We start from the raw sequence: 23,933 nt of genomic DNA, 5'->3' as shown, positions 1-23,933 counted from the left end.
AGGTTTTAGTAGTATAACAAAGCTAAGTTTACAATTCAAAAAATCGGTTTTTTGATAAGGCAGTACTAGTACTAATGATTCGCTTAAATCATGTCCGTTAAAACAAATATTTCTTACTTGGTAACATACTATCTATATGTTTATCATAAGATTCATTTTCATTAGTTATTTGATATAAATCATTGTCAATTAATATATCCTCCTCTATAGCCTGTTGTGTTACAGTCATTAAGCTTTTAAAAGGACTTATTTTTGAATTATTATAAGGCAATAAAGCTTTTTCTTTTAGATTTTCTTCTATTTCTCTTTCCCAGACAGATTTAACTGGGTCAAAAGCTTCTACTGCTTTTCCACGAGTATTGTTTGAAACATATACCCGCATTGATTTACCAGTATTATTATACCATACAGATGTAGATAGTAATTTACCTTTACTTTTTACTTCAATGGGCTTATAGCCTATTATCTCAAATTCTGTTTTTTGTTTATTAAATAAATACTTAAAACACTGTCTTTGAGCTAAAGCTCCCTTATACCCAAAGATAATAAATTTAATATCAGATCGATGGTGGAGCTTTAATATTCTATTAAGTTCAAAAAATAAATTCTCAGCTATCTTGTCACTATAGCAAACCCACAGTACAATTTTATATGTAAAGGTATGATTTTTTTTGCCAAATCGTATAAACACATCCTTTAAAAGAATTGCGATTTCGGTTATAGAAATCTTTTCATTGTCTTTAGTGTGTATATAGTTGGGTTCATTTTTGTTGCCATGCGCATGGATCACAAGTGTATCACGATTTGGATCTAAACCATTTGAATCGTTTGAAAATTTATAATCAGACACACCTAAACTACTCATTTTTTCTTTTATTCCTACCTTGGCGTAGCTACCTGTAAAGCCTGTAGAACTAACTTTAAAGTATGAGAAGTATTTCATATTTGGTTTAATTTTTAACTTATTAAGGTTTTTGTATAATGTTAGTAAAAACTCATTCTGCTCACCTACAGCATTACTACCACATTTTATATGGTGAGGTCGACTATAACGTCCATGATCGTACTGTTTAACCTTATCTTCACTTGGCTTTATTAGAAATCCATTATGCCAACTGTTGAAATTTTGCTTTACCTGTTGCTCTGAGGCTAGACTAAAACACAAATCGCCTATAAGATTTTGATCTCTAAATCCAAAAACATAATACATTTTATTTCTTATACCGGTAATTTTAACAATATTATATTTTAAATATAAATATTAAAAACTTCAATAAAACATTAAATAATTAAAATATAAATAACTTTTATGCTGAAATGCATACCTTTATAATTTTTTTAATTTGTTTTATGTACTTACCTATGTGGTAAAAATTTTAATTGCCTATGTTTTACAAAAATATTATATTGGTAAGAGTAACTTGTAGCATGTTTGGTATTACCAACAAAATTTAACATGTAGGAATTTGCTTATGAAAAAACTTTCAACCTTAGCTATTGTTTTTATTTCAACGGGTGGAATGATAGGTAGTGGCTGGTTATTTTCTCCATATTATGGTTATCAAACTGCTGGAGTGGGCGTGATACTTTCATGGTTTTTAACTGCTCTTTTAACTTTACTAGTAGCTTTGTGCTTTGCTGAGGTAGCTTCGATGCTTCCGATTGTTTCTGGTGCTATGCGTTTTTTAAGAATTACACATTCACGTGCTTTAGGTTTTTTATTTGTAGTGTTAGGTTGGATTAGTTACATTGTATACCTGCCATTAGAAGCACAATCTGTTGTTCAGTATTTGGGTTTTTGGTTTCCTAACTTAGTTGATAGTAACTCTAGTGGAGTATTTTTATCGCACTATGGTGTTGCTATAGCTTTCTTTATTATGCTAGGAGTTACGTATCTTAATACTTACCAGCTTAAAAATGTTGCTAAAGTTAACTCTATAGTAAGTATGTGGAAGATATTTTTGCCAATAGCAATAGCTCTAGGCATGTTAGCTGTATATGGGTCTTTTGATAACTATTATGCTAATAGTGCTAAAATAAGTGTAAGCTTTGAGCATATACTTTTAGCAGTAACAGGATCTGGTCTTGCTTTTGCTTTTTCTGGATTCCAAAACGGTTTGATTATCGCAAATTCCGCTAGAAACCCTAAGCTAGCAATTCCATTGTCTTTATTTGCTCCTGTAGTTGTTGGACTGACAATGTATTTGTCTTTATCTTTATTGTTCATATTTTGTGTACCAGCGCAAGTAGATAATTTCAATGCTAGTGTTGCTCCTTTATTGGGACTTTTAAGTTTGTTTGGTTTGCATTTTGTATATACTATTTTATTTATAGATGCTATGGTAGCTCCTTTAGGAACAGCCAATGTATTTACAGCTGTAACAGGAAGAATACTGCAAGCTTTTGGTTTAGAGTTTTTCAAAGAGTCTATCTTAACTAAATTAAATAAAAGTTCAGTTCCTGTTTTTTGTATCTGGATTAATTTCTTTGTAGGGTTAATATTTTTATTCCAATTTCCAACCTGGACTCAATTAGTTACATTTTTATCATCATTAGTTTTATTTAGCTGTTTATCCGGTCCGGTGGTTTTAATTATTTTTAGGGATAATTTTCCAAGTTTAGAAAGAAAGTTTAAACTGCCATTTTACAAACTATTTGGTTATTTAGGTTTCATATCATGCTCTTATTTTATCTATTGGTCAGGTACGGCTAATCTTATGTATTTGGCAATACTTATAGTTTTAGTATGCATATTCTACTGGTTAGTTTTTATACCAAATGACTTCTTACGGTTATTAAAACAAACTTGGTTTGTTTGTTTGTATATAGTTATGTTATGGCTAATTTCATATTTTCGTGAGTTAAATATTATAGATTTTCCTTACGACAATTTATTGGTAGCTATAGGTGGCGTTATCTTTTTAAAAATATTTGTAATGACTCAAGCATCATCTGACTCTATTAAAAAAAACGTTAAAAGTATTATGTTTGAAATTGAAAATTTACAAAGTAATTAATCACTCATTTTTATCGGCAAAAGCTAATTACAATTTTGGTTCTTTTAAGCTAGAATATGCATTAATATTTCTTTTTCATATAATATAATGACGGATATACATAAACATAAAATCCTTATTTTAGATTTTGGTTCACAATATACACAACTTATAGCTCGTAGAGTTAGAGAAGTAGGAGTTTTTTGTGAAATTTTCCCTTATGATATAGATGCTGAGTTTATTAAATCGTATGGTGCTAAGGGTATTATCTTATCTGGAGGACCAGAATCAGTATATGACTCTGATGCTAGAGCTTCAGATATGGTTTTTGAACTAGGAATTCCCGTACTTGGTATATGCTATGGCATGCAGACTATGGTTATGCAACATGGGGGCGAAGTTAAGGGAGCAGATCAAAGTGAGTTTGGGAAAGCCATTATAAATATTTTAAACTCCGACAATAACATTTTTTCTAACTTAAGTAATGAACAACTAGTTTGGATGAGCCATAGTGATAAAGTTACTAATACAGGCGAGTATTTTGAGATTATTGCTTCATCTAGTAATGCGCCTGTAGCAGCTGTTGCTCATAAATCAAAGCCTTTTTATGGGGTGCAATTTCATCCTGAAACTACCCACACAGAAAGTGGCAAACAAATAATAGAAAATTTTGTAGTTAATATTTGTAAATGTGACACACTTTGGAATATTGAAAACATTATTGAAAATGATATTGAACAAATCAAAGAAAAAGTAGGTTCTGATAAGGTAATATTAGGTTTATCTGGTGGAGTTGATTCATCTGTAGTTGCAGCGATATTACATAAAGCTATTGGTGATCAACTTACATGTATATTTGTAGATACAGGATTACTTCGTCTTAATGAAGGCGACCAAGTAATGAAGGTGTTTGCTGATAACATGGATATTAACGTTATCCGTGTTAATGCAAAAGATAGATTTTTAGATGAGCTTAAAGGAGTTGCTGATCCTGAGCAAAAACGTAAAATTATAGGTAAGCTTTTTATTGATATCTTTGATGAAGAAGCAGCAAAGATTGAAAACGCTAAATGGCTAGCGCAAGGCACAATTTATAGTGATGTTATCGAATCAGCAGGAAATAATAAATCTAAAGCTCATGTTATTAAATCTCATCATAATGTTGGTGGATTGCCTAAAGAAATGAAGCTAAAACTTTTAGAGCCGCTAAGAGAGCTATTTAAAGATGAAGTTCGTAAATTGGGGTTAGGTTTAGGATTGCCTTATGATATGTTATACAGACATCCTTTTCCTGGGCCTGGTTTAGGAGTGCGTATATTAGGCGAAGTTAAAAAAGAATATGTAGAGATTTTACAAAAAGCAGATGCTATATTTACAGCAGAACTATACAATCATGGTTTGTATCATGATATTTCTCAAGCTTTTGGAGTATTTTTACCTGTAAAATCGGTTGGGGTGGTTGGCGACCAACGTAGATATGAGTACGTTATAGCTCTAAGGGCTGTTGTAAGTATTGATTTTATGACTGCTACATGGGCAAACTTACCATATGATTTTTTATCATTAGTTTCTAACAGAATAGTAAATGAGGTAAAGCAAGTATCTCGCGTAGTATATGATGTTACAGGGAAACCACCAGGAACGATAGAGTGGGAATAATAACGTTAACTCTAAAAAGTTAATGGGATTTAAATACATATTTTCTAACTAAACAAAAGATTTTTAAAGTTATGTCAAAATACAATTTGTTAGATAAGATAAACACACCTGCTGATCTTAAGCTTCTTTCAGAAAACCAGCTTAAAGATTTATCGTCAGAATTAAGAAGTTTTCTTATTAACACATTAGATGTAAGTGGGGGGCATTTCGCTAGTAGTTTAGGTGCTACTGAGCTTACAGTTGCCTTGCATTATGTTTATAACGCACCGCATGATAACATAGTTTGGGATGTTGGTCATCAGACTTATATTCATAAGATTCTAACAGGTAGAAAAAATCAGTTAGTAACTATCAAAAAAGATGGTGGCATATCTGGATTTCCAAAGCGTTCAGAGAGTGAATATGATGCTTTTGGGGTAGGGCACTCAAGTACATCAATTAGTGCAGCTCTTGGTATGGCTATAGCTGATAGGCTTAAAAACAAACCTTCAAAAACAGTAGCAATAATCGGTGATGGAGCTATAACTGGAGGTATGGCTTTTGAAGCTTTAAATCATGCTGGAGGAATTAAAGAAGATATTCTAGTAGTTTTAAATGATAATGAGATGTCGATATCTGATAACGTAGGAGGCTTATCTGCTCATTTTAGCAAGATAATTTCCGGAGGGTTTTATAACTCTCTACGTGAGAAAGGTAAAGAAGTTTTAAAAAATATTCCACCAGTATTTGAGTTAGTTAAAAAGATAGAAACTCAAACTAAGGGAATGTTTGTACCAGCTAATTTTTTTGAAGATTTAGGATTTTATTATGTGGGTCCGATAGATGGGCATGACGTACATGAGCTGATTAAGACTTTAAAGATTTTAAACAATCATAAAGGACCTAAACTTCTACATGTTGTAACTAAAAAAGGCAAAGGATATACAAAAGCAGAGTTTGATCCTATTAAGTTTCACCACGTTGCTCCAAGTTTTCATACAGGTGATAGCATCACTAAAGTGCCAAAACCAACTTTTTCAAATATTTTTGGTTCCTGGATATGTCAAAAAGCGGCTAAAGATGATCGTTTAGTTGGTATTACTCCAGCTATGAAAGAAGGATCTGACTTAATAGCATTTTCACAGCAATATCCTGATAGATATTTTGATGTTGCTATAGCTGAGCAACATGCAGTTACTTTTGCCGGTGGTCTTGCTTGCCAAGGTTTAAAGCCAGTAGTTGCTATTTACTCAACATTTCTTCAAAGAGCATATGATCAAGTTATTCATGATGTAGCATTACAAAATTTAGATGTTTTATATGCTGTTGATAGGGCAGGTTTAGTAGGAGCTGATGGCGCTACACATGATGGTAGTTTTGATCTTAGTTTTATGCGCTGTATACCAAATCATATAATCATGGCTCCAAGTGATGAAAATGAAGCTTTTCATATGTTAGAACTTGGGTATCAGTATACTGGTCCTGCTATGGTTCGTTATCCACGAGGAGCTGGAGTAGGGGCTGAAATTACAGAAAAACTAGACTTAGAAATTGGTAAAGCAAAAATTATAAAATATGGATCAAAAGTAGCGATTTTAAGTTTTGGTACTTTATTGCCTATAGCTATAGAAGTAGCAAATAAACATGACGCTACAGTTATAGATATGCGTTTTGTTAAACCTTTAGATGAAAAAGTGATTACTGATATTTGTAAGTCTCATCAAATAGTTATAACTTTGGAAGAAAACTCTATTGCTGGTGGAGCTGGTTCCGCTGTAAATGAATATATTTTTGCTAATGATTTGCACAAAAATGTAATAGTTAGAAATTTTGGTTTAAAAGATAAATTTTTAAGCCATGGAATCAAAGATATACTTTTAGAAGATAGTGATATCTCTGGTGTAAAAATTTCTGAGGAAATAGTAAGAATGCTAAATAATTGTTAGAAACCCCCGAGGGTTTTCAAATCTTTGTACTTGGCTATAGATTATTTGACTAAAAAATGGTCTATGCCCGTCAGATATTGGAATAAGGCTATGCCTTATTTCGCTATTGAGTTTGAGGATAGAATCCAGAAGACTCAAACTAATGAGTGACTGTCAGATTAAGTTTGAGCTACTACAACTTAGCTCTTTAATACAAATTCCAACACATATTATTACTTTCTAACTTTGTATTTCATACCTAATTTAATCCTTTAATATTTGCCAATAGCCACTGCTATTGTCTGCACATCAAAAACTTAAATTAGTCATAAACTCCTTTGTGATAAATGCATCAATTTATGTTGGAATTGGTGTAACTTCTCAAATTAATTCTTTGAAAACAGAAATACTACCACTATCAAGCCCATTAACATAATCTATTATCTCATCGTAGGTATTTAAGGTAGGGCAGCCTAATCGACTAACTTTATCCATTAAATTATGAAACCATAGCTCCGATTTTGATTTATATATCATATCTCCATTTCTTGACTCTATAACAATGTTATCACTTTTAATATAAGTATCTTGCCTAGCACCAATAGTTTTATATTCATTAATTTTTTTTAACTGTCCCAATTCTTTACTATAATACTTATTTTTATCAAAACGAGCAAAAGTGTCTATATCGTTTATTAAAAGTTCGATCATATTATTGATTATCGTTTCTAGCTCACTTTTTAATATACTACACTTAGGTAATGCTACCTCTTTAGAGTATTGATAAAACTTACTAACTGCCCTATATGCAGACGTATTTAATATAATATCTCTAGCTACAGCTTTAAAGTTCTCGAGTTCATATTGTATAGATGGTAATTTACAATTATGTTTTAAAAACTCCGGCAAGCTACATTTTAGCCAAAAATAATTGTAATCTTTTATACGGGAAGCATATAAAAGAGTTAACGGAAGTTGGTTTCCAGAAAAAATAGACTTATTATATTTATTTTTCTTAGAAAAAACAAACTTATATTTTTTACCAGAAAAATCTTTAAATTTTTTTTGACTGTTTTCCTCAGAAATATATTTACCTGGATTGCTAACCATTTTCTTATGCCATGACCTTAGTTTGCCTGAGCTGTATTCACTCTCTTCTACCCTAAAGTAATAAGCTAAAAAATTAAGAGCTCTAATATGATTTCTATATTTATATTCTGTAGCTGTACTCTCACTATGTATAACTTCTAAGATCATAATAGGTATTTGCCTAATATAGGTAATCATACCCAATAACACATACTCATCTAATCTTGGAAATATTTTTTGCAAACTTTCTAATACCTCTGGATAATACCTTTTAGTCTCAGTAAATAGCATTTCTTTGATATTAACTGGTATCGTATCACCACTTAAATTAAATTGAAAATTAACACCTTTATAAAATTTATTAATCGGTTTAACTACTGATTTAAGGGCTTGTTTATTTATAACTATATTGTTATATATAGGCTTTTTATTAAAGAATTTTGCCATATGATTTGTGAATTCATCTACATCGATATTATCTCTAGCATGCTTTTCATACCAAACATGATGTGGTTGGTTTCTTGAGTTATAACCAAATATTTCTTTATCTACCCAAATATAAACTAATACTGCTATATATAAGGCTCTTTCTAAGTAATTGTCTTTCTTAATGTATCTCGGCGAGGTTACATATTCTAAGGCGTGAGAATTATCAGTTTCCAATACCTCTTGGAAAAAGTCGTCTTCAGATCCAAAAACTGCTACTATTGTATGAGGTTCATAAAATTCAGCTGGAGAATTTTGAGCATATTTACTAATACAAGCTATTTCAAACTCAAGTCCCGTGAATATATGTTCACGAGATTGATGCCTATGATGTATTTTATTATAAAAAGTAGATAGATCTCCCGTTTTATCTATAGTTAATGATTTTCTTTGCGCACGAAAATAATCCTCTTGCAACATAATACACGAATTACCTTTTTCAAAACTTGGAAGGGTTGGGTTAGATAATGACTGTCTTCGAGAATGCTTTTTCATATCAATACTAGTATCTAACCTAGACTGACCTAATTTAACTTTATTAACTAACAAAGAGTTTCTATAAATTTGTGATCTTACATCTTCTTTACTTATTGTTCTTTCATAGTCTTCTTCTTGAGTACAAAATATCCCATATAAATCACGGATATTTGGACTTTCCTCTATTGAATCTGATACACTTCCAAAACCAAGTTTGGCTAATAAAGGTAATATCCTTCTTCCTAGAGATCCTTGTTGTAAATTCTGAATGTCTTGGATATCAGGCGATAAATCTCCTACTATTATAAAGTTCAGGTATGTATTAACAGCACTAATTTTTTCAGTTTTTGATGGCTTACCAAACACCCCTGCTACAAAGCCTCCTTTATACTTTGGTCCTTCCTTCCTAGTCTTTTCATAATCTTTTAATGTACTTATTATTTTTTCAAGTATTTCCTCTGACATATCATGATAAATTTTTAACATTTTATTTACTTATTTTAATATAACTTTAACAATTATTCAAACTATAATTGTGTATTATTTTAAGTAAATTATGGTTTTAAGATGAAAGGTGTTACACCATATATGGTTTTTTAGCTAGATATTTCATTTTAGAAAAACTTTTGGTTGTTATAAATTTCCTTCCAAGATAGTAAAACATTAAGAAATATTACTTTCTTATAGGAGTTGTTGATATTGTTAGGTTTTTTTTGCTATTAAGTACAAAATTTATTAAGAAATCTTGGCTTGAATGGAATATGGCTTTACCTATTGTAAATTCAGTATTCACACGAAACGTATAAATACCAGATCCAGCAAGTCCACAATTAACACTAAGAATGGCATTATCAAAACCTTCTTTATAAAGAAAAGTTGTACCTGTTGTTGTATCACTAGGTAAAATTTCCCAATCTCCATTAACGTTTGTAAAAGAAATTATACATAAAGGATTGTTGATAGCATCTCCGGATAGACTAAATTTAATAGCTGTTGGAGTTAAAGTAGAAGAAGGCTGAGCATAGATTACTCCTTTAGGTATCCAAGTATAGGCTGGATAAGCTACATAAGGTTGGGTATCAGCTGTATCGTTATACATAAGTAGAGAAACATTATTGTTATTTTCTAAACAACTGGATAAAAAAGAAATAAATAATATGACAATTAAAGAAATACAGATTCGTTTAAGCATGATAAAGCTTGCTATTTTTTATTACACCTGATATTAAATAATGATTAAAACAAAGTCAACACTAATAATAGTAGAACGTTATGAAAAAGGAAATATTAAAAAAGGGATCTCTCTTAAGTTTGGGACTATTGAGTTTTAACTTGTTAAAAGCTGCAGATTACCCATTAAAAATTATTAATAATACTAATGTGATCGATGATACTTATATAACGGTTGTAGATGGAGCAAACATTTATACAGTAAATAATGATGGATCTTTGACAAAAGGACCTTTACTGGGTAAGGCATATTTGCAAGACTATAGTAAAAGTATCGGAACAACTGGAGACTTTACAATAAAACTTCCAGATCCATTTGTATCCGGACGAATATATGTATCTATAGGACACCCTTTAGGAGGTGTTGCTTCATCAATACCTTTTTATAGCACTAACTCTTCAGATAGTAATTATTATATGTCTCAAGTTGTTTATGATAAATTTGAGCTAACGTGGCAGAGTGGTGTACTATATATAGACCCGACAAGTGTTGATTTTTTTGGTATACCAATTACTATACAAAATCCTTCTCCTATTGTTGTTAGTGATCTAACTGAATCCGGATACCCTTTAGGAATGAGCTGGAGTCAGATTATGAATAAAGCAGTACCTGAAATGCCAACAGGAGTTTATTCAGAAAACCAAACTACTTGGAGCTCTCTGGTATTTAATGATTCTGGATCAAATCCAATACGAATTATCAGTCCTTCCGGAATAGCTACTTCTCCTGGAGCTACAAATTCTTTAGGATCTCAAAAAAATATTGCAAATGATCCTCCAGCTACTGGTACAAGTTATTTACTACAAACTATATCTTCGACTTCTTATTTGAATAACCTAATAAGTTACTATACAGATACATCTAATCAGCTTGCTTTTGATGTAAGTCAGCTAAACCAACCAGCTTATCCTCAAACAATTATTTTTAAAGATGTTGTTTATTTTGCCAACGGAATATCAGCTAATAGTCAATGTAGCCAAAAAATAAATGGGTATGATTCACAAGGTAGGCCAATATATGGAGCTTATGCTAATAGTAGCGATTGTTGGGAGTTTATTCCAAAGGTATGTGCAGATACTACAGATCTAAGCACATGTACAACACCAACAGGTAACCAAAGTATTTTACAAAAAGAATATATACCTATGGATTACGTAAGTTCATTTGATTTTTTTAGTCCAGGTCAATGGCCTTTTGATAACAATAATATATTACCAAAAGTATACACAACAGTAGCTACTATTCAGACTAATCATCCAGCAAAAGGGCTTATAGCTGAATCATTGACAGCTCTTTTTTCAGCAGGATTGCTTCCTGTTTCAAATAGTCAAATATACAATATTGCTATAGATAAAGATTCTTTGAAAAATATCATAAATAGTAATGAAGATATTTTATATAAAAATAACTCTGCAAATGGAAGTTTAACAGATAAAGGTCCATGGTTTAGTCAATATTCTAAGGTTATTCATTCGCTTTGTTATGATAAAGCTTCTGGAGATCTATGTACTAATGCGACAGCACCTTCTGACAAGCAATACCCAACAGTATATACGTTTGCATTTGACGATTTTTTAGCTCAAGATGGTACCCTTACCAGTAATAATATAAGTAATCCAATAACAGTCACTATAAATGATATGTCAGGTTATCCTCAAACTACACCTGGAACGCCTCCTAGACCAAATATCAGTGTTGATACCCCGACTGTAGTTTCAGGGACGCTTTTAAACTGTCAAGATGAGCGTCCAAGCCAGACTTGCTCTATAGCAGCTGTTTTTACAACTAAAAATACTCCAGAAGAGATATTAGGTAGCTACATTGTCCAAGCCTCACCTATAACCTCTACAGCAAATGGTTCTAACTGCCATCGAATCGGCCAGAGTAGTTGGGCCCAATGTGGAGGTATAGCACCGACTAATATTAACACAATCTCAGTAACAAAAGTCTCAGGACCAGACTCTAGTGCTAATTATACCTATAAAGTTACTTCAGAGGTTCCTAGAGACCAAATTGAGCAAGTTGTAACAGGAGCTGTATGGAAGAATTGTCCAAACTCTACAACACAGAACAAATTTAAGTATTATGTTTCAGTTTCAGATGGTACAACCACTATTGCAGCTGAATCTCCAAACACATCTATATATCATAATATTCCTGGGTGTGCAGTTCCAAATTAGGAAATGCTGAAAAACTATTAACTTTGGGTTGCGGGAGCCGTTTAATATTTAGTTTTATCTTAAATAAGTAACTAGAATGCAAAGTTCTGTTATATCCATTGTCATTTACTTTAATTACTATATCATTTAAGCCATATAACATTATTTACATTTTTTATGCAAAATTTTACATTTTTTATTAGTTGCGCTAAAGGTTTAGAAATTCTTTTAAAAGAGGAACTAGTAAGCTTAAAAATATCAGCTCAAGAAAAACTTGCCGGAGTAGAATTTGAGGGCTCTTTAGAGGATGCATATAAAGTTTGTATTCATTCACGTTTAGCTAGCCAAGTGATGCTTAAAATAGCTACCCAAAAGGTTGAAACTCAGCAAGAACTATATGGTTTTATATCCTCTATAAATTGGAATGATTATTTTGAAGTTGATAAAGCTTTTAAAATTATAGTATCAGGAAATCATTATGATTTTAATAATACTATGTTTGTCTCACAAAAGACAAAAGATGCAATAGTTGACCAATTTAGAAATAATTTTAAAGATCGCCCGGATGTTGATACGGAAAATCCGGATAACGTTATTAAGTTACATTTGCATAAAAATTTTGTGAATGTCTATTTGTGCATTAACTTAGAAAGTTTGCATAGGCGTTCATATAGACAAAGCCAAGGTCAAGCACCGTTAAAAGAAAATCTAGCTGCAGCTATACTTATAAAAGCAGGGTGGCTAGAAGAGTTAAAAAACGATACACCAATTTTAGTAGACCCAATGTGCGGTTCTGGCACAATTTTAATAGAAGCTGCATTAATGGCTAAAAATATTGCTCCTGCTTTACTAAATGATAGTTTTAAGGTTTTTAACTCAAAATTACATAACCAAGAACTATGGCAAGATTTACTAACTAAAGCCAAAGAAAGTGTAAAAACTTCAAAAGCCATTATACAGGGCTATGATATTGATAATAATATTTTAGATAAAGCTAGTAAAAATATTTCTTTAGCAGGGTTCAGTGATATTATCACTATTAAACAACAAGATATTAGAGATCTTAAAAATGTATTTCCAAATACTGGTTTAATAGTTACAAACCCGCCATATGGTGAGAGATTATTCGGCGATAGAATAGCTGATTTATTAGACGCATTTAATGGCTTTGATGAAAGGCTTTATATTGATTTCCAAGATTGGAAAGTTGCAATATTAACTAATTTCTATGATTCTATAAAAGAGTTACAATTTCGCACAACTAAGCGTAATAAATTTTATAATGGTGCTATAGAAACTATCCTATACCAGTTTGAAATAAATGAGCAGTCAAGGTTTAAACATGAATCTCAATTAGAAAAAAATATTCGTCTTGCTGAAGCTTCTGCAGCTAAATCTGATGAGCATATGGATTTTGCTAATAAGCTACAAAAAAACCTTAAAAATTTAAAGCCTTGGTTAAAGCAAACGGCAGTAGAGTGTTACCGTCTATACGATGCTGATATACCAACATTTGCAGTAGCTGTCGATATTTATGGTGAGAAGGTTTTTTTACAAGAATATAAAGCAGATGTAACTATAGACCCTAATATTGCTAAGCAAAGATTTTACCAAACCATATATCAAATACATAAAGTTTTGAGTATCCCGTATGAGAATATTTATACGAGAGTACGTCAACGTCAAAAAGGTAAAGATCAATACCAAAAATCAGATAGCAAAAACAAATTTCATATAATAAAAGAATTTGACGCAAAGTTTTATGTTAATTTTGATGATTATCTAGATACAGGTATTTTTTTAGACCATCGTAAAATAAGACAATTAGTTGCAAAAGCTGCTAAAAATAAAAACTTATTGAACCTTTTTAGCTACACTTGTACAGCTAGTGTTCATGCAGCATTGTTAGGTGCTAAAACCACAAGTGTTGATATGTCAAATACTTATCTAGAATGGGGTAGGCAAAATTTTAAGCTAAATAATCTTGATGTTTCAAAACATAATTTTGTTCAGTCAGATTGTATTAGTTGGCTAAAGTCAAATACACAAAAATTTGACGTAATATTTCTAGATCCACCAACTTTTTCTAATTCTAAGCGTATGGATGATGTGCTTGATATTCAAAGAGATCATGAGTTACTAGTAAATTTAGCTATGGATTCTTTGAAAAAAAATGGTATTTTGTACTTTTCTAATAACTATAGACGCTTTAAAATTTCTGAAAGCATCCTAAATAAATACAAGTGCGAAAACATTGATAAACAGTGTTTATCTAGAGATTTTTTATCTAATAAAAATATTCACAATTGTTGGGCGATTGAATATAAAAAATAATTTTAGTTAAGCTAAGTTGATTATGTTTTTTCCGGAAAAACACCTGTTTAGCATAAGTAACATATGTTAAAATCTAATAAAATTTTTAAAGGTAGTTTTTAGGTATGAGTAGATTTAATCAAAATGTTATGTATATAGTCGTAATAATAGCAGTATTTGTTACGTGTATTTATTTTTTTACCTCTAATAATGACTATGAAACCAAAGGTATTTTTTTACCGGAGTATAGTGTTAAGTTACCTAAAGTTGATCCTAATAGTGTCAAAATCTATAACCTACGTTACCAAAGTGATGCGGAAGGGGCAGTTGGTCTAATCAGAGTATCTACTCATACGACTAATCGAGATAATTTTACAAAGTTATGTGATAGAAATTTAAAAAAAGCTGTAGAATTAGCTGCCGAAAATGGTGTGGATGAGATTAAATATATTTGTTTGTATCCAGAAGGTCAGCTAGATGAATTAAGCAACGTTTCTTTACAGGCGTATACTTTTAGGAATTGACAAATGAAAAAGTTAGATATTGTCTTTGCAGGAACGCCAGAGATTTCAGCTTACGTTTTAAAAGATTTATATGCAAGTGGTTATAATATCAAGGCAGTACTAACGCAACCAGATAGAGCAAAAGGTAGAGGTAAGAAAGTCCAATATTCTGCTGTTAAAGAAGTTGCTTTAGCTAATAACACTTTGATACTTCAACCACAATCTTTAAAAAAAGATCCAGAAGTTTTAGAGCAATTAAAAGAACTAAAGCCAGATGTTATCGTCGTTATAGCTTACGGCATAATCGTACCAAAAAGATTCTTAGACATTCCTAAGTATGGCTGTTTGAATATTCATGTATCTTTACTACCTAAATGGCGAGGAGCTGCCCCAATTCAAAGAGCAATTCAAGCTGGTGATAAAAAAACTGGTATCTGTATAATGCAAATGGATGAAGGGCTTGATACTGGTGATATCCTTAATACTTTAGAAATAGATATAAAAAACACAGATACATCAGCAAGTTTACATGATAGTTTTGCTAAGCTAGCAATTAAACCATTATTAGAAACTTTAGAAAATATTGATAATGTACAAGCTAAGCCTCAAATCGGTACACCCACTTATGCTCACAAGATAACTAAGCAAGAAGGCTTAATAGATTTTAATAAAACAGCAGAACAAATAAGCTGTCATATAAGAGCGTTTACTCCTTGGCCATCAGCTTTTTTTATACTTGAAAATCAGACTATAAAAGTAGGACAGTTTGAAATTTTGGAACAAAATTCACAACAAGCATCTGGAACTATAGTAGATACTTCAAAAATTGGCATGGATATTGCTACTTTGGATAAAGTTATTAGATTTAAACAGTTACAATTCCCAAATAAAAAAATGCTTCAAATAGCAGATATTTTAAATGGTAATGATCTAACCAAATATATTGGATATAGAATAGGATAAATACAATGAAAATAGGTTTTATAATAGATAACTTAAACTCTTTTAATATCTCTAAAGATAGTACCTTTATGATGCTGTTAGCAGCTCAAGAAAAAGGTTGGAATATTTATACGTTTTACTTAAATGATTTGTATATAGACAATGGCAAACCCAAAGGAGATGCCCTTGAACTAAAAATCCATAAGGATAAAAGTCTTTGGTATGAAATTATTTCACAGCATAGGAACCTTTCATTATTGGACTTAGATTGCATCTTTATGCGTAAAGATCCTCCATTTAATATGGAATATATCTATGTAACTTATATGTTAGATTTGGCTAAAAAGGCAGATGTTCTAATAGTAAACAATCCTCAGGCTCTAAGAGATTTTAATGAAAAAGTAGCAATTTCAAATTACTCTAAATATTCTCCCAATACGCTTATTACTAGAAGTTATGAGCAAATAAATAAATTCTATGATGAACATAAAGATATTATAGTTAAGCCTCTAGATGGTATGGGGGGAAGTTCTATATTTAGGATAAAAGATGGTGATAAAAATAAAAATGTAATTTTAGAAACACTGACACATCACCAAACTAAGTATATAATGGTGCAAGACTACCAACAAGCTATATCTAAAGGTGATAAAAGGATACTTATAGTTAATGGTGAACCTATCAAATATTTGCTTGCGCGTATACCTAGTGATAAAGACAATCGTGGTAATCTAGCAGCTGGAGCAACAGCAGAGGTTAGGCCTTTAGAAGATAGTGATTATAGAATAGCAAAAAAAGTTGCTAAGAAACTTAAAAAGCATGGAGTAATGTTTGCAGGTATTGATGTAATAGGTGATAAATTAACAGAAATAAATATCACTAGTCCTACAGGTATACAAGAAATTTATAAAGCTACTAAAATCAATGCTGCTAGCTTACTGATGCAAGCAGTAGAACAGAAAATACATAAAATCAGACAGGAGCAATTAGATGGATAATAACACAGGCTCAGTTAATCTCTTTGAAGAGGCAAAGCGATATATACCTGGTGGAGTAAACTCACCAGTTAGGGCTTTTAAAAGCGTTAACCAGGATTTTCCAAGATTTATAAAGTCTGCCAAAGGGGCTTATATTTATGATGTTGATTGGAACAAATATATAGATTATGTAGGGTCTTGGGGACCAATGATTTTAGGTCATGGTGACGATGATGTTTTAGAAGCTATCAAGTGTCAATTAAATAACGGTTTAAGCTATGGAGCTCCTTGTAAGCTAGAGGTTGAGTTAGCTAAGAAAATCACCAAATTAATGCCAAATATTGAACAAGTTAGGTTTGTAAACTCTGGTACAGAAGCTACTATGAGTGCTGTTAGACTAGCTAGAGCGTATACAGGTAAAAATAAGATTATTAAATTTGAAGGTTGCTATCATGGACATGCTGATGAATTTTTAGTAGCAGCTGGTTCTGGAGCTTTATCATTAGGACAACCGAATTCTCCTGGTGTTCCAGAGGATGTTGTTAAAGATACTTTAATAGCTGATTTTAATGATGCTGAATCGGTAAAATCTTTATTTGAAACATATAAAGACGAAATAGCATGTATCATAGTAGAGCCAGTAGCTGGTAATATGAATATGATTTTGCCACAAAACGATTTTTTACATAGCCTAAGAATATTATGCGATGAAAACCAAAGTTTACTAATTTTTGATGAAGTAATGACTGGGTTTAGAGTAGCACTAGGTGGGGCACAGCAAGTGTTTAACGTTAAGCCAGATTTGACAACTTTAGGTAAAGTAATTGGTGGTGGTATGCCAGTAGGTGCTTTTGGTGGAGCTAAAGATATTATGCAGATGGTATCACCAGCTGGCCCAGTTTACCAAGCAGGTACGCTTTCTGGAAATCCTATAGCGATGACAGCAGGCTTAACGACTCTTGAGAAAGTCAGCAAAGAAGGGTTTTATGAGGAGTTAAGTGTCAAAACTGCTAAACTTATAGATGGTTTAAATACTGCAGCAGAGAATTATGATTTCGCTTTTCATGCAAAAAGTTTAGGAGGCATGTTTGGTTTATTTTTCTGTTATGAAAAAGTGAAAATTCAAACATTTAAAGATCTAGGTAAGACAGATCTAAATATGTTTAATAAATTTTTTGCATATATGTTGGAAAAAGGCATTTATTTGGCGCCATCTGCTTACGAAGCTGGTTTTGTATCTATAGCTCATAGTGATCAAGATATAGAAAAAACAATAGCTTTAGCGAAAACTTTTTTTCAAGAAAATTAGGCTATTTATCTAAAACCTTGTCATAGTCATTTTTATCTAGTTTGAATAAACTTTATCGCCTTGTCCAAAGCAATTTTAGCATTATTTAATGGGCTAATGCCAACGGTACTTATAAAACCATGAAACATTTCTTCATCATAGTGAGTTTCAACTAGAATACCTTGAGTTTTAAGTTTTGCTTCATAAGCATATATACTATCTACAAGTATATCGTGAGTCGCAGCTATTATTAAAGTATCAGGCTGTTTAGTATTTTCATAGAATATAGGTGAAAGTTGCGGGTCTTTTAATTTATGAAAATTTTTACTAATATCATCAATATAAGCTTTTAGAAACATCTCACACCACTGACTGGTCAGATGATATTTATGAGCATCAAACTTTTTGATACTGTTATATTTAGTATACATATCTACAGCTGGATAAACTAAAATTTGAGCTTTAGGTATATTATCTTGACGCTCATGACAAATGATAGTAGAAAGATTACCGCCAGCACTATCACCCATTACAAAAATATTTTTAGGATCTATAGTAAATTGCATAGCATTTTCATATAACCAATCATATGCGTACAGGGAGTGTTCAACAGCTATAGGATATTTTTCTTCTGGAGCTAATCCATACTCTAAGGAAAATACATGAAAATCACCATTATCGCACAAATATCTACAAACATTATCATATGTATCAATAGAGCCTAAACACCAGCCACCACCGTGTATAAACAAAACAGCTTTGTCACTACTAATTTTTGGCTGATAGTGCCTTAAAGTAGTTTGGTTTTCTAACTTAATATCTTTTTCAACTATATTTGGTTTAGGAGTTTGGTTAATAAGTTGAATTACATTTTTACTAAAAACTTCACGCTGAATGCGTAAGTCTTGTTTTTTTAACTCTCTAATTTCTGGAGTGTCTAGTATTTTCTCCAACATAGGATGATATGGCATTTAAGATTTTCCTTTTAAACTTTATGTACTCTGATAATTTCAATGTTTTGTTGTTCTAGTTTTTGGGATAATTCCTTTGTTGCTAGATCCAATTCATTAATGCTAGTATTTTTATTTAAACCTAAAACAGAAGGCTTACGTGAATGTCCAACCAAAGTTTTGAGGTTTAATTTATCTCTTATAATGTTTATATTCTCAAGCAGGTATCTAGCAGTGTCAGCACTTTTACTAAAGCCAAAACCAATATCAAAGTAAATGTTATCTTTATTTAAACCTTCACTTACTAAAATATTCTTTTTTCCTTGGATATATTTATAAATCTCTTCTATAGAGTCTTTTTTTTCTAGATACTGGTTTCTATCTATAATACCTAGATTATGAGTTATAACATATTTTTTGTCATATTTAGCAAGTAGCTTAGATTTCTGTTGAATATCATTACACTCAACATCATTTATCATCCAGATAATATCATGGTGTTTTGCTAAAATTTCTTGCATAACTTCTAATTTACGAGTGTCTACGCTAATTAAAGGACGGTATTTTAAAGTATGCAATTGAGATTTTAGGTAGTCTAAAAAGCTATCTAATCTGTTTATTTCTTCACTCGCAGGTATAGGTTCAGCATCAGGTTTTGTTGATTCAGCTCCGATATCTATAATTTCTGCACCATCTTCTATAAGTTGCTCTAGGTTGGTTTTACGTTCATTATCAGTTAGAAATCCATCAGAAAAAGATTGTTCTGACAGGTTAACTATACCCATGCGCATAGTGTTAGATAACCTTTGATTTAATATATCAATATTTTTTAGCTCTTTTAATCGAATATTTAGGTCAATATCTATATGTCTAGGATGATGCCAATTTTTATTGAGTTCTAATAATGGAGCTAAAGCAAAGTTTCTATTTAAAAGCTCTTTATGAGGTATTGTGAGCTCTTCAGTGTCTAAGATTAGATCTTCTGCTGCAAGTATGTCTAAGTCGATAACTCTAGGTGACCATATTGGAGCGTTTAAATCTCGGCCAATATTTTTTTCAATATCTTTAAGAAATTTTAATAGCTCTAAAGGTTTTAACGAACTTTCTATTTTTATAGCGGTATTTAAATATATGATATCCCAGTCTTTAGGGGAATTATCTTTTAGTAGAGCTTTGCTACTGTAAAGACTCGCTTTAGCTAATAACTTTATGTTCTCGTTAGAGGCTATAGTATGTATAGCTTTGTTAATATTTTCTAATGTAAAACCAATATTAGCACCTATACCAATAATATATTGCATTTTTAATTCCTAATTATAAAAGCAGCTGATTCTATTTGGGAAACAGGAGGTGATTTTATAAGTTTAAGATACTTAGTAGTGATAGTAGGGTGCTTAGCACAGATAAATTGATAAATCTGTTTTGCTAAATACTCAATAAGATTACAACTAGTATTATCACAAAATTTTTGGATATCATTTCTTAATGTATAGTAGCAAATAGTTTGCTGTAGATCATCAGTGTCATTGGCGGTAAAACTCTCATCAAAGGCTAATTCTAGGTCTATTTTAACCATTTGTCTTTGAGCTTTTTCTTCTTCAGAACATCCTAGATTAACATAAATTTCTAGACCTTTTAAAAATAAGGATTGTTGCATGTTTATAAATATAAATAAATGTAAGTTTTAGTAACTTAATATATCATATCTAAAAGTTAGATAATATATTGAAATACTAAGTAAGACTTATGCTACGTTGTAATTTTCTTAGTATTTTATGGTTTGGGGACTGTAAGTAATTTTGTGCTAGACCTAATCTAGCAAGTTAATCAAGAATTTACTCAATTATTTGGAAAGAAGCGATCGTTACTCTTCCTCGAAGGTTTGCGTAATAGACTTTCGCTCTTGACTTATACTTTCTTCATCAATCTCATAATTATTTATATAATTAGAATTCTCATTTTCTTCCTCCATATTATCATTAACCGCAGTATGGAATTCGCTTTCCATATCTAAATTAATTTCATCGTCGTATTTAATAAATGATTTGTTTTTCTTGAAATTATGTTTCCCGTGGTAGTATTTTTTTTCTGAGTCAGGATCCCCTCTTTTTAATCTACCTATGATTTGTTGCGTTGCTCTATAGTTAGTTTCTTCTTTAGTATTAATAATAAAATCTAAATTTGGTATGTCTGTACCAAGTTGCAACATTTTATCAGCTAAAATTATTAACTTACTATTATTTCTTATTATTTCTGAATAAGTGTTTCTAGCTACTTTTGAATGAACTTCAATAATTTTTCTATCATCCAAAAGATGATTAGTAAAATAATCTTGCAATTTCTTAGCATAATCTTTTATGTTTTTAATACCACTTAAAAAAATTAAGCCCTTACCATGTTCTTCTCTTAAGATATTACATATATTTTTAAATATGGCATTATCACCATTAAAGTCCTTTTGGATCTTTGTGACATTTGGAATAAGTTTAAACTCATCAGTAGCTTTTTTAGTACTTAAAGAATAATCATAAGGACCAAAAGAGTATGGCGTAGCTGAAAATAATATATTTTTAGTACTTAACAAACCCTCATGTTCTTTATTAGGCTTAAAATATATATGCGACTCATCAAATATTCTTGGAGTATCTGGATATACATTCTTGTTTCTTGCTAAAAAAATCTTAAATGAATCATAACAAAATATATATCCAAATCTATGGTTATATAGATGATTTCGGTCAAGCATCTTTTCACAAATAGCTTTCTCGCCTGACATTATTTTTAGAAATGGGATGTTTATATCTTTATATTCCATCAAGTCTTTTTTGAAGGAATCAAATATTTGATTAACTATATCAATAGTTGGCGCAATTATAAAAATACTCCTACTTTGTAGTAAAGACAATGCCGAATACAAGATAACCTTAGTTTTACCTGTCCCAGTAGGCATTTTTATGTTTATGATTTGTTTGTCTGACTTGTTTATAATATCGGCAGCTTCTGCCTGGGGGACACGAAATTCTTTAAATATTTTTGATGTAACGTTATCATAAACATTGGATTTATTCTTCTGAGAATCAAATTTTAGAGAATTCTTTTTATAAAAATCTAACACAAATATTTTTCTATAGTCTTCATAATATTGTCTTTTAGTTTCAATTGCTTTTGTTACAGTTGTTTTTAGAGTATTAATAACAAATTTTCTCAAATCTGTGCTACCATCAGTATCAACTAAGAGCCAATCATTGGCAGTCGTTAAGTTAATTAAAGACTCTTTTTTAGAATTATTAGTAGTAAGCATGGATCTTTCATAACCAATAGTTTCTTGATTTAAAATTCCTATACTATCCATAATTGACTTTGTATTATCAGATTTATATTTGCATTTATATAAAAACATTATGCTAAATAGCATGTAGTAATCTTCTAAAGGAAAATGAACTTCTTGATTATTTAAATTAGGTAATAAGTGTTTAACTTCTCCTTTAAAAGAGGAATCTAAAATCTCAAATATTTCTTTGCTATTTATAAAATGGATTTTTGAAGGAAATCTTAAATTTATACCATAGATATTATTCATTCCTGAAATAAAAGATCCTATTTCCTTACATTCTTTTCTCAAAAAGTCATATAGACCATCCCAATCGCAATTTCTTTCAGTGCTTGATGATATAACTGTATTAAAATGAACAATAGACTTAATATTATCGTCCATCATTATAAAATCATTTAATTTAAAATGTTTAGCAAAATGTAATATAGCTGCTCTACGAGTTGTGATATTTTTCTCTTTACTATAATCTCCAGTTATCTGATAACTTAGTGTTGTGCCACTGATATTGTTTCTTTCAGATAAATGAATTACAGGAACAATTATAGTTTTAGTAGATCTACTAGGTACGAAGCTACTGTTCTGAGATATTCTCCCAGCACAGACAAATATAATTTGTGTATTATCCTTTATTTCAAAATTATATTGAAAAGCAAATTCGCAAACCTGAATATTTTGATTAATATCTTGGTATTTTATACTTTGTTGATTAAATAAGAATTGTGTTGTCTCATAATAATAAGCAGATAGTTTGCTGAGGTCATTTTCTCCAATCTTTTCCACAAAAACTTCCTGAACTGGATCTAATCCTTTTAAATATTTATGACTTACTGGAGGTAATATAAGTTCTAGGTTTATATCTTCTTTATCAGATCCAAAGCCATGATCGTTTGTTTTATGATTACGAAGAGTGGTACGATTATTAAATTTTTGGTTACAATCTTCACATATAAAACCAGAACCATGATCTTTTATTTTATGCTCCCTAAGAGCATTGTAATTATTAAATTTTTGGTTACACCCCGGCTCTTTACATATAAAACCATGACCATGACCATGATCTTTTATTTTATGCTGCCTAAAAGCAAAGTCATTATCAAATTTTTGGTTACACCCCGGCTCTTTACATATAAAACCAGAACCGTGCTCTTTTATTTTATGCTGCCTAAGAGCAAAGTCATTATTAAATTTTTGGTTACACCCCGGCTCTTTACATATAAAACCAGAACCGTGCTCTTTTATTTTATGCTCCCTAAGAGGAGTTCTACTATTAAATTTTTGGTTACAATCTTTACATATAAAACCAGAGCCATGCTCTTTTATTTTATGATTACTAAGACCCCTGCTATTATTAAATTTTTGGTTACACCCCGGCTCATTACATATAAAACCAGGACCATGATGGTTTATTCTATGATCCCTAAGAGCAGTGCTACTATTAAATTCTTGGTTACACTCCGACTCTTTACATACAAATTTTGCCACAACATGCTCCTTGATTGCTCTAGATAAAGATAGCTCTAAACATCAACTGGTTGGATGTTTTGTCGATCTTTTATTTTATACAAAAGACTGTTGATTTAATACCCTATTTTTCTTTAAATTAGGTTTTTAAAAAATACAAAGAA

17 protein-coding genes are annotated in these 23,933 nt (G+C 31.0%); 10 read left to right on the top strand and 7 right to left on the bottom strand.

The window, feature by feature from the left end; genetic code table 11:
- Positions 1-97: 97 nt before the first annotated feature.
- Positions 98-1,210 carry a hypothetical protein gene (locus E3E15_RS04160; protein WP_172106694.1) on the bottom strand — a complete coding sequence of 371 codons (1,113 nt, stop codon included), beginning with the start codon at positions 1,208-1,210 and terminating at the stop codon, positions 98-100.
- Positions 1,211-1,472: 262 nt separating this feature from the next.
- Between E3E15_RS04160 and E3E15_RS04155 the strand changes: the two genes are divergently transcribed.
- The 4 genes from E3E15_RS04155 (at position 1,473) to E3E15_RS07950 (ending at position 6,730) form a co-directional block, all read left to right on the top strand.
- The gene (locus E3E15_RS04155; protein WP_172106693.1) at positions 1,473-3,017 is read left to right on the top strand and encodes an APC family permease; all 1,545 of its coding nucleotides are present in this window, start codon (positions 1,473-1,475) and stop codon (positions 3,015-3,017) included.
- A gap of 87 nt (positions 3,018-3,104) precedes the next feature.
- A complete protein-coding gene (gene guaA / locus E3E15_RS04150; protein WP_172106692.1) occupies positions 3,105-4,655 on the top strand; it encodes a glutamine-hydrolyzing GMP synthase in 1,551 nt (516 codons plus the stop codon).
- A 71-nt stretch (positions 4,656-4,726) separates the two neighbouring features.
- On the top strand, positions 4,727-6,580 hold the full coding sequence (gene dxs / locus E3E15_RS04145) for a 1-deoxy-D-xylulose-5-phosphate synthase (RefSeq protein ID WP_172106691.1): 1,854 nt from the start codon (positions 4,727-4,729) through the stop codon (positions 6,578-6,580).
- 24 nt (positions 6,581-6,604) lie between these two features.
- Positions 6,605-6,730, top strand: a complete 126-nt coding sequence (locus E3E15_RS07950) for a hypothetical protein (RefSeq protein ID WP_280954100.1) — start codon at positions 6,605-6,607, stop codon at positions 6,728-6,730.
- 210 nt (positions 6,731-6,940) lie between these two features.
- On the opposite strand, the gene E3E15_RS04140 is transcribed toward E3E15_RS07950, so the two are convergent.
- Complete coding sequence (locus E3E15_RS04140; protein WP_172106690.1) at positions 6,941-9,097, bottom strand: hypothetical protein; 2,157 nt, start codon at positions 9,095-9,097, stop codon at positions 6,941-6,943.
- Between the two features lie 187 nt (positions 9,098-9,284).
- The gene (locus E3E15_RS04135; protein ID WP_172106689.1) at positions 9,285-9,710 is read right to left on the bottom strand and encodes a hypothetical protein; all 426 of its coding nucleotides are present in this window, start codon (positions 9,708-9,710) and stop codon (positions 9,285-9,287) included.
- Positions 9,711-9,883: 173 nt separating this feature from the next.
- Between E3E15_RS04135 and E3E15_RS04130 the strand changes: the two genes are divergently transcribed.
- The 6 genes from E3E15_RS04130 to hemL all read left to right on the top strand — a co-directional run bounded on the left by E3E15_RS04130 (position 9,884) and on the right by hemL (position 18,045).
- Positions 9,884-12,022: a beta-1,3-glucanase family protein gene (locus tag E3E15_RS04130; RefSeq protein WP_172106688.1), complete on the top strand. Its 2,139-nt coding sequence runs from the start codon at positions 9,884-9,886 to the stop codon at positions 12,020-12,022.
- Positions 12,023-12,178: 156 nt separating this feature from the next.
- The gene (rlmKL, locus tag E3E15_RS04125; RefSeq protein ID WP_172106687.1) at positions 12,179-14,335 is read left to right on the top strand and encodes a bifunctional 23S rRNA (guanine(2069)-N(7))-methyltransferase RlmK/23S rRNA (guanine(2445)-N(2))-methyltransferase RlmL; all 2,157 of its coding nucleotides are present in this window, start codon (positions 12,179-12,181) and stop codon (positions 14,333-14,335) included.
- 104 nt (positions 14,336-14,439) lie between these two features.
- Positions 14,440-14,838 (top strand): Francisella virulence factor A, encoded by a 399-nt coding sequence (gene fvfA / locus E3E15_RS04120; protein WP_172106686.1) that lies wholly within the window; start codon positions 14,440-14,442, stop codon positions 14,836-14,838.
- Between the two features lie 3 nt (positions 14,839-14,841).
- Positions 14,842-15,780 (top strand): methionyl-tRNA formyltransferase, encoded by a 939-nt coding sequence (gene fmt, locus E3E15_RS04115; protein WP_172106685.1) that lies wholly within the window; start codon positions 14,842-14,844, stop codon positions 15,778-15,780.
- 5 nt (positions 15,781-15,785) lie between these two features.
- Positions 15,786-16,757 carry a glutathione synthase gene (gene gshB, locus E3E15_RS04110; RefSeq protein WP_035719210.1) on the top strand — a complete coding sequence of 324 codons (972 nt, stop codon included), beginning with the start codon at positions 15,786-15,788 and terminating at the stop codon, positions 16,755-16,757.
- A complete protein-coding gene (hemL, locus tag E3E15_RS04105; protein ID WP_172106684.1) occupies positions 16,750-18,045 on the top strand; it encodes a glutamate-1-semialdehyde 2,1-aminomutase in 1,296 nt (431 codons plus the stop codon). The genes gshB and hemL overlap by 8 nt, the downstream gene beginning before the upstream one ends.
- 32 nt (positions 18,046-18,077) lie before the next feature.
- Here the strand turns inward: hemL and bioJ are convergent, their stop codons facing one another.
- From bioJ to E3E15_RS04085, 4 genes are all read right to left on the bottom strand, one after another.
- Positions 18,078-18,995: a pimeloyl-ACP methyl ester esterase BioJ gene (gene bioJ / locus E3E15_RS04100; RefSeq protein WP_172106683.1), complete on the bottom strand. Its 918-nt coding sequence runs from the start codon at positions 18,993-18,995 to the stop codon at positions 18,078-18,080.
- 14 nt (positions 18,996-19,009) lie between these two features.
- Positions 19,010-20,275: a dihydropteroate synthase gene (gene folP / locus E3E15_RS04095; protein WP_172106682.1), complete on the bottom strand. Its 1,266-nt coding sequence runs from the start codon at positions 20,273-20,275 to the stop codon at positions 19,010-19,012.
- A 2-nt stretch (positions 20,276-20,277) separates the two neighbouring features.
- On the bottom strand, positions 20,278-20,631 hold the full coding sequence (gene folB / locus E3E15_RS04090) for a dihydroneopterin aldolase (protein WP_172106681.1): 354 nt from the start codon (positions 20,629-20,631) through the stop codon (positions 20,278-20,280).
- 207 nt (positions 20,632-20,838) lie between these two features.
- A complete protein-coding gene (locus E3E15_RS04085; RefSeq protein ID WP_172106680.1) occupies positions 20,839-23,790 on the bottom strand; it encodes a DEAD/DEAH box helicase family protein in 2,952 nt (983 codons plus the stop codon).
- Positions 23,791-23,933: the final 143 nt, after the last annotated feature.

The sequence above is a fragment of the Allofrancisella frigidaquae genome, assembly GCF_012222825.1.
GTDB lineage: Bacteria > Pseudomonadota > Gammaproteobacteria > Francisellales > Francisellaceae > Francisella > Francisella frigidaquae.
This window is presented reverse-complemented; position numbering and strand designations above follow the sequence as displayed.